Consider the following 15,311-nt stretch of genomic DNA (forward strand, 5'->3'; position numbering starts at 1 on the left):
TTGTCTGAAGTCGGGGAAATTGAACGGTTTGATCACCCAAGTAAGTTGATCGCATTTGCAGGCGTAGACCCGAGTGTGGATCGACTTACCCATCGCGCTCACGCTTTTGCAATGAACGGCGATAGTTACAGATTTAAGCAAAGCCTGAAGCAATCGTGATCATGAAAAAGTTACCCACCCATCGGGTGGTAATAATTTTGCCATGGTGGTCAATTTTTTGATGAGCACGGTGGTCAACATTTTGATTGACATTCACAAATAGTCTAATCATTTTGAAGTACGCAGTTATTATATAATAACATCCAAATTTATAAATACTCCTAATTATCGGTTAAAATTCTTTTCAGGTCATCCACTAACATATCAGCGTGAAATGTCCCTCTTGATACTTTTCACCACATGTGAAACAAGAACAAAATATCCTTTCGTCATATTATTTTTTCAAAAAATTAACCCACTTGATTATTATGACAAGTGGGTTAACGTCTTTAAATCGTATTTGTTACGTTAAATAATAGTAATTTAATCAACTCACTTTACTGCATTCTTCCAATAACTGATACATGTCATATTCAATACTTACTATAAACTGCGGTTTATCGGTTTTATGTGAATACTTATGACCTAATACTTGTAAAACATCGCTACTTTTTATCTTCGTATCTTGAACTTGCTTAAAAGTAAATCTTACTCTACCTTGTTCCTTTATGAAATCAGTTAATTCAATTTTATACGCCATTCGAGTATTATCATCGTTATAATACACCCCTAATACATCTAGTTTATTTAATTGTCCTTGCACTTTATATTGTAGTAATTTTTGAATTGAACTTTCCGATAACTGAGTTTTAAGGAATGATTCAGAATAAGTACCTTCAGATAACTCTTCCCATATCTTCCCGAATTTTCTATTCCTTACATTTGCATGAAATACAAAAAGTTCCTTTTGTTTTAACTCACCCTTATCTAACTTGCCACCATTGTTAAAATATTGTCCTCTGGAGTAATTTGGGAGTCTCGTATCTAAATAGGCTAAAATCACTTCATTAGAACTCCAATTTATTGTTTTAGGAAATTCTTCCGATGACATTACTAAATCAAATTTTTGGAGTAAAGAATCAATCCATTTATAGTATTCCCACCCCAAAAGCGAAACAAATGTAATCAAATTGAATTTTACTTCAATCTGAACCAACACACTTAGTTGACTGTATTCTCTCATACTCAAATTATTAAAATACCCTATATAAGAATAAGGAATATTATTGTTTGAGTAGCCATCAAATATTACTTTTATTTTCATAGAAAATCTTTTGTTCTTAATTAGGATTGTAGAATCTTCGCTTCTTAGAAATTTACTTTTTTTAGGTAAAACTAACTCAAATTTATTAAAGTAATATCCATTCCTATAGGAAACAACAACATTTTCGGCTGATGTCGATTTCTCATCTAAAAAACCAGACCGTTCACTCATTGGTTTGGAAAATAAATCTAAGAACCTATTTTTCACTATAATATCAGATATTTTATCTCTTTCTATCTTCTCAATATTTTTACGGTCTAGTTCATCATTATTAAAATAGTCAGTTAAATGTGTTGATAAAATATCAAGAATTAAGTACTCAGTGGCTTCTTTGACCAATTTTTTTGAGTTTACTCCTTTTTTTATCACTGAATTACCGTCTGATTGAAATAAATCGTTCAATTTATTCTTTTCCCATATTGCTTTAATATCTTTATTTTCTCGAAAAGAATACTCAAAATATCTAACCATTTTTTCACTATATTCATATCTTGGTATGTTGACTAACGTATTCTTATTTTTGTGATAAATTATAGAAGACTCAATTACTTTAGTGAACTTTCTAATTTTTAACAATCTTAAAACTAGATATAAAAAGGATATTATTACTATACTACTTCCAATATAAATAAAGATATTGGGTTTAAAAAAGTCAAACTCAATTATACTAGACACCATTATATTGGTACCAAATGCAATGAAGAAACCTACTACTATTAATTCAATGATATTTGTCCGATTTGACAAAATATGAGACAAAGGTCTATCCTGTGAATTTTTCATAAAATAACCCCTTATATACTTATTGGCCATGATTATTACTTCCCTTACGTTCCTTTCCCAAATGGTCTATATCATCAATAATAGCAAAATGTTGCTGCATGTAAATATTGGATGTTCGTGTTTTTATGGTGTATTCTGTCTCGATTTTCTGTTCAATTGTGTTATCTAACCAAATTGATAAGGTAACAGAGAACTGTAACACCCCTTCCTTATCTCAGAATAGTAATAATATACTATTATTGGAACACACAATCACATTAGTTCTGCGTTGAAACACCTTCATAAATGCGATGTATTGTTCGTAGAACACCTACAAAATACCTTAATTAATTATTCGTATAATACCAACCAGGTTAGGAGAGAAAATGTGGAACACTTAATATCAATAATGAAAACAATTTTAAGCCCTACTTTAAAGAGTAGGGCTTTGAATGGCTGTTGATGTTCTTGTCATTTTAGATCCTTCCGAATCCTAACCATTGCATCGCTTTAAAGGTTCTCTCGTTACAAATAGGAATATCATCAGCATTAACCCAACCATACAGTTCTTGAACACAACTTGAAGCAAAATGTTTTAATTTAAAATCATCATTGTAAATACAATTGGTTATTCTGCTATTAAAAGATTGTTTGCCATGCAAAAGATAAGAGATGGTTGACTTGATTTTTTCTAACCCATTGTCATTAATAAACGATTCACTTAGGGAGTTCTTACCGCCGTAATACCTTGACCTTTCGGAGAAGGCATTTATCACGAACAAGGCATCTAACAATTCATTTTCACTCGAATCATCAATACTGTCTACGGTTGCAAAATGTTTTTGTATCACTGGATACTTATTTTGAGTAACTGCAATAATATCATTAAAGTCACTATCAATGAACTCATCTATCTTGTCTCTTATAAAATCATTTAGCACCGAACCTTGTCTGGTTGGTGCTTTTAAATATTCCTCTCCGCAAGCCTTTGTTTGCCGAATCCAATTAAAAAATTGGTCAATTTCAATTCTTAAAGGAAGAACACCCTCATTTACTTTCCTTTTTCCGTTTTCAATATAAATTTGTTTAATGTCTTCGAATTTAATGAGAAATTCTTGATATCTTTTCAGTAATGAATCTTCGAATTTATTTTTTTCACTCTTCTTCTTTTTCCCGATGCGTTGAATATTTTCAAAGTTGACTTCACCGATTACAGTTGACACTATTTTGTCAGCTTCGTTGGTCATCTTTTCTAGTTCGTTTGTTATTTGTTCGTAATGGTTCAAAATATCATTTGTTAGTACTTTTGCTTGCTCCCAATAATCATTAAATATAAGTTGTAACTCTTCAAATGCAGGGTCTTCAGAATTAATCTTTACATTCAGTTCTTGATTTGAAACTAGACCTCCATCAGTTAAATTGGAAGAACCGACAAAAGCTACTTCATTACTAAACATATATAGCTTTGGATGGAAGTTTCTCGACGTATAATACCTTATCATTACTTTATTAGAACTAATTACTCTTCTTAAACTCTTCGCACTAGTTGGAAAACCAAGACGAACTATAAGTTTAACTGTACACCCATTATCAACTAGGTTTTTAATAAATAAATCATTTGTGAAGAAAGCGACTGCTATGAAAACCTCATTATTTTGTGAGTATTTTTCCATCTCAAATCTTAAAAAGTCTTTACGAATATTTGTGTTAGAAAAAAATTGGGTCATAGATTCACCTTACCTTAGAAAATGATTTAGTTAAAATATTTCATTTTTAGCTAATAACATTGTCATTCACAATAAAGCTCCCTATGTAAACCTTAATCAAACAGTCGACCATTTTAGGGGTAAACGCTCACCTTCCAGTTGACCACCTAAACCTCTATATTTCACACAAATCAGATAAATATTTCCCAATTATACCATTAGCAACTTATGTTTCGCTTCAAATTTTAGTTATAGACTAACTGTAGGTGTGCTAACACCTCTCACTAAATATCAACCAATGATTTTGATGTTATCTACCCCCACTCATAAAAAAGACACTCACTGTCAATATTGAGTGCCTAGACAATTTTCTTTTCACTTTTCCTCTTTCTTATTTCCCTATACAATGTAGCTTTTGATACACCTGTCATTTCCTCTATCTCTTTTACTGTGTATTGCTCTGTATCATATAGCTTTAAAGCCTTCACTACTTGAATATTATCCTTCTTTGGCCTGCCACCTTTACGCCCTCTTGCTATAGCTGATTTTAATCCAGCCAGAGTGCGAAAAATTATGGCGCTTCACTCAAACTCCTCAAAAGATTGCCAGTTGATACTTATTATAGTTTTGTATTTTCTTGATGTACATAGGTGATAAATACATTATACGCCTTCTCCTACATATAACAAAATTGATGTATATCACCGTGTTTTCATACTAAATTCAGCATGTATATCATCGCTGACGTAGAAAAACGGTAATAATTCCTCATTTTGATTAGATAAGAACAAAAGCATATAAACATTGATTTATCAGGCTTCCCTAACGCTCAATTCCTCTTATTCACCCAAATCAACGTTATGGTACACCTGCTGTACATCGTCCAAGTCTTCCAAAGCGTCGATCAGCTTTTCAAATTGAGCTTGTACATCTTCAGTCAGCGTGACTTCGTTTTGTGGCAGCATGGTCAGTTCAGCTACCGTAAACTCTGTGACGCCGCCGTTTTTCAGTGCTTCTTGTACAGAATGGAACTGTTCTGCATCCGCGTAGACGATGACAGCGCCATCTTCTTCCAAAATGTCACGTACGTCTACGTCCGCTTCCATCAAGATTTCCAGCACTTCATCTGAAGTTTTGCCTTCCAAGCCGAAAACAGCTGTTGGATCGAACATATACGCTACAGAACCGGATACGCCCATGTTACCGCCGTTTTTGTTGAATGCAGCACGCACTTCAGGAGCTGTACGGTTTACGTTGTTAGTCAATGCATCTACAATGATCATCGATCCGTTTGGTCCGAAGCCTTCATAGCGCAGCTCGCTGAAGGTTTCATCAGAGCCGCCCTTTGCTTTATCAATCGCACGGTCGATAATTGCTTTCGGTACGCTGTACGTTTTGGCACGCTCCAGGACGACCTTCAGAGCACGGTTGGACTCTGGGTCCGGCTCGCCTTGCTTTGCCGCTACATAAATTTCCTTCCCGAACTTCGCGTAAATACGACTGGTGCTCGCGTCTTTAGATGCTTTCTTTTCTTTAATATTGTTCCACTTACGACCCATAATCCCACTCTCTTTCAATATCCGGATTCCTTTTTCACACTAGCCTATTATACCTCAATCTTATGAAATATGTTAAGCAGTGGAAGAATTTAAAAGCACAGCCTCTGGATGAGAGAGCTGTGCTTTGCTTTTAGAATCTTATTTTTTGGTCAATCCCTCGTAAATCGTCTTGATGTTCCATTCCATCATTTTGATGTACGTATCGCCATCTTCTCCCGGCTTTCCGAGGGAGTCCGTAAATACTTTCCCGACTATCGGCACGCCCGTCTCATTCGATACCATTTCCATGCTTCGTGGATCGATACTCGTCTCTACGAACAGAGCCGGGATTTTTTTCGCACGGATCGTATCGACCACCTGCGTGACCTGCTCTGGTGTTCCTTGGTTCTCCGAGTTGATTTCCCAGATGTACGCCGCTTCAAAATCGTACGCTTCGCTGAAATATTTGAACGCTCCCTCACTTGTCACAAGCATACGCTGCTCTTTCGGAATCTGGTTGTATTGTTTAACGGCTTCCTCGTGCAAAGCAGTCAGCTGTTCGATGTACTTCTTGGCGTTTTGCTCATACGTATCCTTATGCGCTGGGTCCACCTTGATCAGGGCATTTTTTGCATTCTCCGCATACTTGATACCGTTGCGAACATCCAGCCAAGCGTGCGGATCTTCCTCGCTCTCTTTGCCTTTCGTCGTCAAATGCTTGGCAGCTACACCCTCACTGAGTCGGAACACGGGTGCATCAGGACCTGATTTGCCCGCTGTGGTCATCAGATTGTTGAACCAGGAGTTACCCGCCTCCAGATTCAAGCCATTGTAGAAAACAGCGTCTGCATCTGTCGTTTTTTGCACATCTGCAGGCAGTGGATCATATTCGTGCGGATTGGAGCCGATCGGTGCGAGGCTATGAATCTCAACACGATCTCCCCCGACATTTTTCACGATGTCATACAAGATGGAATACGTAGTCACGACCTGAAGCTTGTCGCTGTCCGATTTTGTGGGCTCGTTCGCACTTTGCGGAGCACCACACGCTGCCATCAATACGGTTGATACAAGAAAAACGAAAAACAGATTCCACTTCTTCATGGCTATATTCTCCTTTACTTTGAGAGCTCCACTCGTTTTTGCCGAGCCCGGATTGATTTCCATACCACCCCGTGTTTCCGGGAGAAGAGAAAGGCCAGGAAGAATAACACAGTTGCGACCACGACAATCGTGGCACCAGAGGCCAGATTATAGGTAAAGCTGAAATAAAGACCAATGACCGACGACATCATCCCAAAACCACCAGCCAAGAAGATCATGATCGACAAGCGGTCCGTCAAAAGATAGGCGGTAGCAGCTGGGGTAATCAGCATCGCCACGACTAGCACAATTCCTACCGTTTGCAAGGAAGCGACGGTCACCATCGTCAACAAGGTCATCAGCAAGTAATGAATGAGATTATTACGTAAGCCGTATGCAGCCGCAATCGTCGGATCGAACGACGTCAAAAGCAGCTCTTTGAAAAACGCGTAGACAGTCACGATAACGACGACCCCAATACCGACCGTCACCCACATGTCCGACGAACGAACCGCCAATACATTTCCGAACAAAATGTGATACAGATCGGTACTGCTTTTCAGCATCGTAACCATGATAATCCCGATCGCAAAGGCGGACGTGAACAATATCCCGATTGCCGTGTCGTTCTTGATCCGACTATTTTGGCTAACGTAACCAATTCCAACAGCGGTAAGAACACCCGTTAATACTGCACCCACGAAGAAATTGATTCCAAATGCATAGGAGAGGGCCACTCCAGGTAAAACAGCGTGTGAGATGGCATCCCCCATCAAGGACATTCCGCGCAAGATGATGAAGCTGCCGATGACCCCGCAAATTAATCCAACCACTACAGACGTAAACAGGGCTTTTTGCAAAAACTCATACTGTCCAATTGCCATCAAGAAATCCATTATGCAAGCACCTCGGTCTTTTCGAGAAATTGGAGCTGATAGGCGTATGCTTTTGACATTACTTCTCGATTCAGCACTTCATCGACCGTACCGAACTTGATCAATTCTTTGTTCATGAGGAGAAGCTGATCAAAATAGGCATTCGCTTTCGACAAGTCATGATGGACGACTACGATCGTTTTGTCCTGAAGCTGCAGCTCCTTCAAGATGCGAATGATTGTGTCCTCGCTCGCCACATCAATCCCCACGAACGGCTCGTCCAGAAGCAGCAGCTCCGGTTTTTGCGCAAGTGCCCTTGCCAGGAAGACACGCTGTTGCTGCCCGCCGGAGAGCTCGCCAATCTGCCTGTCGCGAAAATCCTCCAGCCCTACTTTTCTCAGGCATTCCAGCGCCCACGCTTTTTCCTTTTTTTTCGGAAATTTGAACAGTCCGACACTTGGGTATGTCCCGATTAGGACGGTGTCCATGACGGTGATCGGAAACGTCCAATCGATTTGACTCCGCTGTGGTACATAGGCGATTTTCTTCCTGACTTCATTGGTCTGTTTGTCATAAATCCGTACATTTCCCTTGTCTCTCGGAATCAGCTCCAACATGGCTTTGATCAGTGTGGATTTACCCGCCCCGTTTGGACCAATAATGCCAACCATACTTCCTAGCTCAACGTCAAACGAGACATCCCGAACGACTTCGTTCCCAAAGTAAGAGACATGCAGATCCCTTACCGCGATAGCAGATACCATGATTTTTCCCCTCCAAATAGTTGCCCGTTATATGATCCCTTTCAGAAACCCATGCTGAAACGGGTCTTTCCTATATCAACATATGCTTGCACACAACAATGTGGTTTTGTACCAATAATATTCACTGAAGCAAACTAATATGCTTGCGTATAAAAAAGTTGCCCTAATGCAAAATTAAATGATTTCCATAATCATGTCAACCATTCTTTTTCCTGAACTGCAAAAAAAAGAAGCACAGCCCCTTTTCAAAAGAGCTGCACTTCTAAAATATTCCTATTCCGTTCATCATTAAAAGTTTTTTTCTATAAAAATAAATAAACATATGTTAAACAACTATAGTTATGTTAATATGAACATTATCTGTTCAATAAAAATCAAAAAATTACAAACTAACTAAAAATAGAAAGAGGTGGATCGTATGCAGGATCAAAACTTGGCGAGGGGTCTAAAAAACAGACACGTACAGCTCATCGCGATTGGCGGTGCAATCGGAACAGGATTATTTTTGGGCGCAGGAAAATCGATTCATTTGGCCGGCCCATCCATCTTATTTGCTTACTTGATTACGGGCATCATCTGCTTTTTAATCATGCGTTCGCTCGGAGAACTTCTCTTGAGCAATTTGAACTACCATTCTTTTGTGGACTTCGTCAAAGACTACCTGGGGAATATGGCCGCCTTTGTCACGGGTTGGACTTACTGGTTCTGCTGGATTTCCATCGCCATGGCCGACTTAACAGCCGTTGGTCTGTATACGCAATTTTGGTTTCCGGAAATACCGCAGTGGATGCCTGGCTTACTTGCTCTCGTGATTTTGTTAATCATGAACCTGGCTACAGTAAAGCTTTTTGGAGAAATGGAATTTTGGTTCGCGTTAGTAAAGGTCATCGCGATTCTCGGCCTTATTTTTGTCGGCATCTTCATGATCATCAAAGGCTTTTCTACAAATGCAGGCGCGTCCAGCTTTACGAATCTGTGGAGTCATGGCGGTATGTTCCCGAACGGCTTCAATGGGTTCCTTCTCTCCTTCCAGATGGTCGTGTTCGCGTTTGTTGGGATCGAGCTCGTCGGGCTGACAGCCGGTGAAACAGAAGACCCACAACGAGTCATTCCAAAAGCGATTAACCAAATCCCGATTCGGATTTTGGTATTCTATGTGGGCGCACTCATCGTCATCATGAGCATTTATCCGTGGAACGCGATCAACCCGTTGGAGAGTCCATTCGTGCAGGTCTTCGCAGCGATTGGAATTGCAGCCGCTGCCGGAATCGTCAATTTTGTCGTACTGACATCTGCAGCTTCGGCATGTAATAGCGCCATTTTCAGTACAAGCCGGATGGTTTACTCCCTTGCCAAAGAAAAAAATGCACCTGTGCCGCTTACAAAGCTGACAGCAAATAAGGTCCCAGCGAATGCCTTATTCTTTTCGACGGTGGTCATCCTGATCGCAGTCGTATTGAACTACATCATTCCAGAAGGCGTGTTTACGCTGATCACAAGTGTTTCGACTGTTTGCTTTATCTTTATTTGGGGAATTACGGTCATCTGTCATTTGAAATATCGCAAAACGAGACCAGAATTGGCAAAAGCGAATCCATTTAAAATGCCGCTGTATCCTTTTGCCAACTACCTGATTCTGGCGTTCCTTGCCTTTGTTCTGGTTGTGCTTGCACTTGCAGAAGATACACGTGTCGCCTTGTTCATCACGCCTGTGTGGTTTGTTCTGCTCGTCGTGATTTACAAGCTGCGGACAGCGAAGACCAATAAGATAGAGGTAGCCGAATAATAAGCAGCACCCCCTGTTTTCACTGCCACATCGGTGAAAACGGGAGGTGCTTACTTTATTATTTGCTCGTGTTTTTCCTCTTCAAATACCCCTTCGATCATGAGCCCCTTTTTCCACTTGAGATAGTACATAAACGGAAAATAGGAGACGAAACCAAACAAGACCGCGCCCAAGCCATACAGCAGCGGTACGGAACAGACAAGCAAGATCCCCGCCATCCATCCATTCACAGTCATGCTGATAATGGTTGCTTCTGAACGGCTCAGCCCCCCCGTCAATAATAAAAGGAGAAAACGGAAAGCCCCTTCCAGAATCCCTATCGATACGCCAGCTCCTACGCAGAGCTTCAGGTAGGAGGATATTTTCAGGTATCTTACTTTTACGCTGGTCAACAATTGGAATCAATCCTCTCTCCTCTATCCATTTTGAATCAATTCTTTAAAAAATATCTAGTTCCTTCCATTTCAACGAGTAGTAGTTGCTATCAGTATCCGTCGCCGATTCCAATAGAAAGGCTGCCCATCGCAGATCGTTCTGCTTTTGGACAGCCTATCTTATGCCGTCATCCCTTTTGCCGATTGGCTTAATCAGGACGTAAACGAATAGTATTGATATTCATACTGGTTCGGCGGCCCAATCGCGATACACAATCGGCCTTTGGATGGCTCGGCTATGACCGATGCGAACGTAATCGAATCGGTTCCGTCATCGCCCGGCATTCGGCAAAGCGGGTATGGCTCACTCCCCCGATCCCGCAATATCTCCTGCATCAATGGAGTGTTCAACTGACCGTGATTGTCATCCAGCAGTGTGCGCATACGCTCGTAGCGCGTCCTCGAATTATTCAGATGTCCCCCGCCCAACCGCTCCTCTTCCAGCAATTCAGGGCTCAGATAATGGTTGGAATGTGCCAGAAGCCCATGAACAGGCTCCAGTATGCTGTCTCTCGATGCTGTCGTCTCCAAATCCGCAGCCGTTCCTGTTTGATCGAGCAGAATCAGATTTCGTGAAGACGCCCGATGCACACTGCGAACCAACTCAATAGCTTCCTTGACCGTTCCCTTCGTCAGGGCAAGTCGAGACAGCAGGTAGCGTGGGAAACCGACCCGCCATCCTTCACAGGTGAGGAAGTTGGCGAACACACCAAGGCCCTGCTTATTGATCCCGATATAGGAGATTTGCCCCGCAGGCGTCAGCATCAGACAAGTATGCCCGTCATCAGGCACAAACTCCGCGACAATCCCGATTTCCGAGTAAAAGTCCGGTAAATCCGCATTTTGCCCAATAAGCGGAGTACCGTCCACAGTCGCTTCCGGCAAAACAGCAAACGTCGTGCACTCATCGTTGGCATCGAACTCTGTGTACAGCTCTGCCCGCAGCTGGAGCAAGTAAACCTCCCCCATCGAAAGCCCCGTGCTCTCCGCCAATCCCTGTATCTCTTCATCAAAATAAGGCGCGTATTTTTTTACATAGGCACGATATTGCATGGTTGCTTCCTCCAAGGCTTGCCTCGACGGAATTTTCACCTTGGATTCCAGTCTGGCCAAAGCGTAGTCGAGGTGCTTCCCGATCAGCTCTGCACAAGCTTCTCCATACTGTCTGCCGATTTCCCGATGGCTCCCTCTAAACGTATAAAAGGGAAAGGTTTTCGCCGAACGCTGCTCTGACACTTGTGTGTGGGTTGGATTCATCTTGATTCTCCTCCTAATCCTGTCAACTGTGACGTCCCTCTCATTTCCGCAAGCACCTGGGCAAAGAAATCCTTCACCTCTGCAAGTACCTTTGAGCCGTCGTGCGCAATACCCAAAACCACATCATATCGAACAGAAATTCCTTGCTGTTCATAATTGTCACGCAGAGCAGCCAATCGCGCGAGACGCGTCCGTCCATGCGCATCTGTTCCATCCATCCAATGAGCTGATGCCTTGTCGTTGATCTCCCATGTCTCTACATCCTCGCTGCCAATGACCATCTGTACGGGAACCTGTCTCATCGCTTCCAGGGATAATGATTTGCCAAACAACTCTTCCATGTCCTTCGTTCCGACGTACCATCGCTGGGTAGGATCGATGTATGTAAGAATGCCCGGGGCACCAATGGATACACCCAGCAGCCGCTCAGGATGTACATAGTAGAAACGATGGGCAAAATGTCCGCCCCCGGAAAAACCAAAGAGCAGGAATCTGTCTTTTTGAATCCGTACCTTCTCACTGAGTTCATCGATCATCGCCAGTAAAATGTGGTCAAACCGAATGTCGCCCCACTTTACATATTTGTAGGAGCTTACTTCCCACGGTGCAACGATTCCAGCAGGAAACAGCGGAGCCAGAATGACTGTATTCGTCGATTCCGCAAAATCAGCAAAGGCATCCCGATAGCCTTGTGCCGTACGTGCCGTCCCATGAACGACAACGGCGAGCGGATAGGAGCCCGACTCCTCTTCCCGATAGCTAGAGGGAATGTATGCACAAAAAGAAAAGCGCGGGTCATATTGGCAGGCAAACATAGTAGTTGCCCCGCGTTCGTAAAAGGATAATCCTTTGTCACCTGGGTTCATGCCACAGCCTCCTTGTTATGAATGCGTTCGATAAAAACAGGACACCTGATGCTCTGAACCTCCTTGTTTTACCAGCTTAGGCGTATGCTCACGACAGTACTCTGTTGCTTGCGGACATCGAACATGAAACGTACATCCAGACGGAGGATTGATTGGTGAGGGCGCATCCCCTTTCAACACGATTCGTTGCCTTTTCCGCTCCAGCCTGGGGTCAGGCAGCGGGATTGCCGACAAGAGAGCTTGGGTGTAAGGATGCTGCGGATCATCATAGAGCTGGGTGCATTCTGCTGTTTCCACAATCCGTCCCAAATACATGACGGATACTCGGTTGGAGATGTGCTTGACGACAGAAAGGTCGTGGGCGATAAAAACGAGCGTTAGCTGGAACTCTTTTTGCAAATCCTCCAGTAAATTAATGACTTGCGCCTGTACGGATACATCCAGCGCACTGACGGGCTCATCGCATACGATCAGCTTTGGTTTGAGCGCAATAGCTCTGGCAATCCCGATCCGCTGTCGCTGCCCTCCAGAAAACTCGTGTGGATATCGGTCATAATGCTCCGGACTTAAGCCCACGATCTCCAGGAGCTCCTGTACATAGCGTTTTCTGTCTATTTGCAGTCCATGTGCCCGTAACGGTTGGGCAATAATATTGCCTACGGTCATCCGCGGATTGAGACTGGCATAGGGGTCCTGAAAGACGATCTGCATGTCTTTTCGTACTTTCAACAATTGCTTGCGATTGAAGTGTAAAATATTCTCTCCTTCAAAGAGCACCTCTCCTGCAGATGGCTCCAATAGCCGCAAGATGAGGCGGGCGAGTGTACTCTTGCCACATCCTGATTCCCCGACAATCCCGAGTGTCTCCCCGCGACGTACTTGCAGATTGACGCCGTCCACAGCCTTTACATGACCAACCTTTCGCTGGAGAATCCCTTTCGTGACAGGAAAATGCATCTTCAAATCACGCGCTTCCAAAATGAAATCACTCATGGTGTCATCTCCTCTCACTCGTTGCCAAACCGATCTGACGCGCAAGCTCCATCCGATCCAAAATACAGGCAGCCAGATGTCCCTCGCTTTTTACTGTCAGACCCGGAACGCTTCGTGAGCAGTCCTCTGTGGCAAACGGACACCGCGGTTGAAAAGAACAGCCTTCGGGCAGCGTAATCAAGCTTGGCGGTTGTCCTTTGATTGGCAGCAGTCTTTCTTTCCGGACGGTGTCGAGTCGCGGCTGCGATCGCAATAACGACCACGTATACGGCATCGCTGGCTGGTAAAAAACATCATCGACACTCCCTTCCTCGACAACTTTTCCGGCATACATGACCATTACGCGATCTGCAAGCCGCGCGACAACCCCGAGATCATGCGTGATCATGATGATCGCCGTTTTGTATTTATGCTGTAAGCTGATCATGAGCTCCAGAATCTGTGCCTGTATCGTTACATCCAACGCAGTCGTCGGTTCATCCGCGATGAGAACCTTGGGATGACAGGCTAGTGCCATTGCGATCATTGCCCGTTGCCTCAGTCCCCCTGAGTATTGATGCGGATATTCATTCATTCGTTTTTCTGGCTGAGGTATTCCCACATCACGCAATACTTGAATGGCATGATCCCTCGCTTCCCGGCGTGTTACCTGCTGATGTGCGCGAATCACTTCGCTGATTTGATCGCCAATGGTAAAAACCGGATTCAGACTCGTCATCGGATCTTGAAAAATCATCGCCATCTCGTTGCCGCGAATCTTTTGCATCTCGTCTTCCCGAATCGTAAGCAAGTCCCTTCCTTCAAACCAAACCTCCCCCTCAGGATGAAAAGCCGAAGAGGTATGGTGCAAGCGCATCAAGGAAAGTGACATGGCGCTTTTGCCACTGCCAGATTCACCGACGATGCCCAAAATTTCGCCCGGATTCAGAGTAAAAGAGATGCCATCGACGGCTTTTACGACACCGTCTCGCGTATGAAAATGTGTTTTCAGATTGGTTACTTTCAGTAGGTCCATTTTCTTCACCTCTTGAACGGCTTGGATGCTTCCGCTGTCAATGGCAAGCCTTCCCTTGTATCCTGTTGACGATTGGCAGCCATTGATTTTGCGCGACGACTCTTCCTCGTATAGGGATTCAGATAATCGCGCAGCAAGTCCCCAAAAAGATGAAGCGATAACACCGTGATGACGATCGCAACCCCTGGAAAAATCGAGAACCACGGCGACACCGTCAAATAGATGCGGGATTCTCCGAGCATATTTCCCCAGGTGGGAGTTGGAGGCACGATTCCTAAGCCGAGAAAGCTGAGAGAGGCTTCCGCCAGTATCGCTTCGGCAAAAATAAAGGTCGCTTGTACAATAATGGGCGTCAGCGCATTCGGCAAAATATGAAAGAACAGGACAGCCAGGTCGCGAGTGCCTGTGGCTCGCGCTGCCTCCACGTACTGCATCGTGGACAACTGCAACGTAGTGGAACGGACAACCCTGGTCATGAAGGGCCAAAATGCGAATACAAGGGCAATAATGAGATTGACCATGCTGCCTCCCAATGCGGCAACCAGCGCAATCGCCAACAATATCGAAGGAAAGGCACTGACGCCATCCACAATCCGCATCACCACGTTATCCCATTTTCGGTAATATCCCGTTACCAGACCGGTTATGGTTCCAAGAATGGTCGTACAGAGGGCGACGATAAAACCAATCGATAAAGAAATGCGTGCTGCATAAATAACACGGCTGAAAATATCTCGTCCAAAGTGGTCCGTCCCGAACAAGTGTGCTTCTGAAGGCGGCAACAGTCGCTGATCCGGCTCCATCTCGATTGGCGATGCGGTCACCCACCAAGGTGCCGAAACAGCCATGAGCACCATGACGAGAAGAAGAACTCCTGCTACGATACCAATCCTGCGCCCTCCCCCGATTCTCTCATCGTATTTCCGCAT

General features: G+C 43.5%; 14 protein-coding genes and 1 pseudogene. 2 read left to right on the top strand and 13 right to left on the bottom strand.

Annotated features, from left to right (window positions below; translation table 11 throughout):
• Window positions 1-78 (top strand): annotated as a pseudogene (locus AB1L17_RS29235) (transposase); the annotation flags it as partial.
• A gap of 448 nt (window positions 79-526) precedes the next feature.
• On the opposite strand, the gene AB1L17_RS29240 reads toward AB1L17_RS29235, so the two are convergent.
• From AB1L17_RS29240 to AB1L17_RS29265, 7 genes are all read right to left on the bottom strand, one after another.
• Complete coding sequence (locus AB1L17_RS29240; protein ID WP_412848426.1) at window positions 527-2,116, bottom strand: hypothetical protein; 1,590 nt, start codon at window positions 2,114-2,116, stop codon at window positions 527-529.
• A 425-nt stretch (window positions 2,117-2,541) separates the two neighbouring features.
• On the bottom strand, window positions 2,542-3,792 hold the full coding sequence (locus tag AB1L17_RS29245; RefSeq protein WP_412848427.1) for a phospholipase D-like domain-containing protein: 1,251 nt from the start codon (window positions 3,790-3,792) through the stop codon (window positions 2,542-2,544).
• A 338-nt stretch (window positions 3,793-4,130) separates the two neighbouring features.
• Complete coding sequence (locus AB1L17_RS31545; protein ID WP_489672041.1) at window positions 4,131-4,259, bottom strand: hypothetical protein; 129 nt, start codon at window positions 4,257-4,259, stop codon at window positions 4,131-4,133.
• A gap of 351 nt (window positions 4,260-4,610) precedes the next feature.
• The gene (locus AB1L17_RS29250) at window positions 4,611-5,330 is read right to left on the bottom strand and encodes a YebC/PmpR family DNA-binding transcriptional regulator (RefSeq protein WP_412848428.1); all 720 of its coding nucleotides are present in this window, start codon (window positions 5,328-5,330) and stop codon (window positions 4,611-4,613) included.
• A gap of 138 nt (window positions 5,331-5,468) precedes the next feature.
• A complete protein-coding gene (locus AB1L17_RS29255; RefSeq protein ID WP_412848429.1) occupies window positions 5,469-6,413 on the bottom strand; it encodes a metal ABC transporter substrate-binding protein in 945 nt (314 codons plus the stop codon).
• Window positions 6,414-6,427: 14 nt separating this feature from the next.
• Window positions 6,428-7,288, bottom strand: coding sequence for a metal ABC transporter permease (locus AB1L17_RS29260; protein ID WP_412848430.1), 861 nt, complete (start codon window positions 7,286-7,288; stop codon window positions 6,428-6,430).
• On the bottom strand, window positions 7,288-8,031 hold the full coding sequence (locus AB1L17_RS29265; protein WP_412848431.1) for a metal ABC transporter ATP-binding protein: 744 nt from the start codon (window positions 8,029-8,031) through the stop codon (window positions 7,288-7,290). Before AB1L17_RS29265 ends, AB1L17_RS29260 begins: the two co-directional genes overlap by 1 nt.
• Before the next feature lie 418 nt (window positions 8,032-8,449).
• Between AB1L17_RS29265 and AB1L17_RS29270 the strand changes: the two genes are divergently transcribed.
• On the top strand, window positions 8,450-9,817 hold the full coding sequence (locus tag AB1L17_RS29270) for an amino acid permease (protein WP_412848432.1): 1,368 nt from the start codon (window positions 8,450-8,452) through the stop codon (window positions 9,815-9,817).
• Window positions 9,818-9,867: 50 nt separating this feature from the next.
• Here AB1L17_RS29270 and AB1L17_RS29275 read toward each other — a convergent pair whose 3' ends face one another.
• From AB1L17_RS29275 to AB1L17_RS29300, 6 genes are all read right to left on the bottom strand, one after another.
• Window positions 9,868-10,212 (bottom strand): hypothetical protein, encoded by a 345-nt coding sequence (locus AB1L17_RS29275; protein WP_412848433.1) that lies wholly within the window; start codon window positions 10,210-10,212, stop codon window positions 9,868-9,870.
• A 192-nt stretch (window positions 10,213-10,404) separates the two neighbouring features.
• Window positions 10,405-11,508, bottom strand: a complete 1,104-nt coding sequence (locus tag AB1L17_RS29280; RefSeq protein ID WP_412848434.1) for a C45 family autoproteolytic acyltransferase/hydrolase — start codon at window positions 11,506-11,508, stop codon at window positions 10,405-10,407.
• On the bottom strand, window positions 11,505-12,374 hold the full coding sequence (locus tag AB1L17_RS29285; protein ID WP_412848435.1) for a hypothetical protein: 870 nt from the start codon (window positions 12,372-12,374) through the stop codon (window positions 11,505-11,507). Before AB1L17_RS29285 ends, AB1L17_RS29280 begins: the two co-directional genes overlap by 4 nt.
• 15 nt (window positions 12,375-12,389) lie before the next feature.
• Window positions 12,390-13,367: an ABC transporter ATP-binding protein gene (locus AB1L17_RS29290; RefSeq protein ID WP_412848436.1), complete on the bottom strand. Its 978-nt coding sequence runs from the start codon at window positions 13,365-13,367 to the stop codon at window positions 12,390-12,392.
• 4 nt (window positions 13,368-13,371) lie between these two features.
• Window positions 13,372-14,382 (bottom strand): ABC transporter ATP-binding protein, encoded by a 1,011-nt coding sequence (locus tag AB1L17_RS29295; protein WP_412848437.1) that lies wholly within the window; start codon window positions 14,380-14,382, stop codon window positions 13,372-13,374.
• Between the two features lie 5 nt (window positions 14,383-14,387).
• Window positions 14,388-15,311: an ABC transporter permease gene (locus tag AB1L17_RS29300; RefSeq protein WP_412848438.1), complete on the bottom strand. Its 924-nt coding sequence runs from the start codon at window positions 15,309-15,311 to the stop codon at window positions 14,388-14,390.

Origin of the sequence: Brevibacillus jepli, assembly GCF_047229145.1 — a bacterium.
Lineage (GTDB): Bacteria > Bacillota > Bacilli > Brevibacillales > Brevibacillaceae > Brevibacillus.

What these genes read in the sequence shown, in the direction of transcription:
- AB1L17_RS29240 (WP_412848426.1), bottom strand. Translation starts at nt 2,116, where the DNA reads ATGGCCAATAAGTATATAAGGGGTTATTTTATGAAAAATTCACAGGAT.
- AB1L17_RS29245 (WP_412848427.1), bottom strand. Translation starts at nt 3,792, where the DNA reads ATGACCCAATTTTTTTCTAACACAAATATTCGTAAAGACTTTTTAAGA.
- AB1L17_RS29250 (WP_412848428.1), bottom strand. Translation starts at nt 5,330, where the DNA reads ATGGGTCGTAAGTGGAACAATATTAAAGAAAAGAAAGCATCTAAAGAC.
- AB1L17_RS29255 (WP_412848429.1), bottom strand. Translation starts at nt 6,413, where the DNA reads ATGAAGAAGTGGAATCTGTTTTTCGTTTTTCTTGTATCAACCGTATTG.
- AB1L17_RS29260 (WP_412848430.1), bottom strand. Translation starts at nt 7,288, where the DNA reads ATGGATTTCTTGATGGCAATTGGACAGTATGAGTTTTTGCAAAAAGCC.
- AB1L17_RS29265 (WP_412848431.1), bottom strand. Translation starts at nt 8,031, where the DNA reads ATGGTATCTGCTATCGCGGTAAGGGATCTGCATGTCTCTTACTTTGGG.
- AB1L17_RS29270 (WP_412848432.1), top strand. Translation starts at nt 8,450, where the DNA reads ATGCAGGATCAAAACTTGGCGAGGGGTCTAAAAAACAGACACGTACAG.
- AB1L17_RS29280 (WP_412848434.1), bottom strand. Translation starts at nt 11,508, where the DNA reads ATGAATCCAACCCACACACAAGTGTCAGAGCAGCGTTCGGCGAAAACC.
- AB1L17_RS29285 (WP_412848435.1), bottom strand. Translation starts at nt 12,374, where the DNA reads ATGAACCCAGGTGACAAAGGATTATCCTTTTACGAACGCGGGGCAACT.
- AB1L17_RS29290 (WP_412848436.1), bottom strand. Translation starts at nt 13,367, where the DNA reads ATGAGTGATTTCATTTTGGAAGCGCGTGATTTGAAGATGCATTTTCCT.
- AB1L17_RS29295 (WP_412848437.1), bottom strand. Translation starts at nt 14,382, where the DNA reads ATGGACCTACTGAAAGTAACCAATCTGAAAACACATTTTCATACGCGA.
- AB1L17_RS29300 (WP_412848438.1), bottom strand. Translation starts at nt 15,311, where the DNA reads ATGCGGAAATACGATGAGAGAATCGGGGGAGGGCGCAGGATTGGTATC.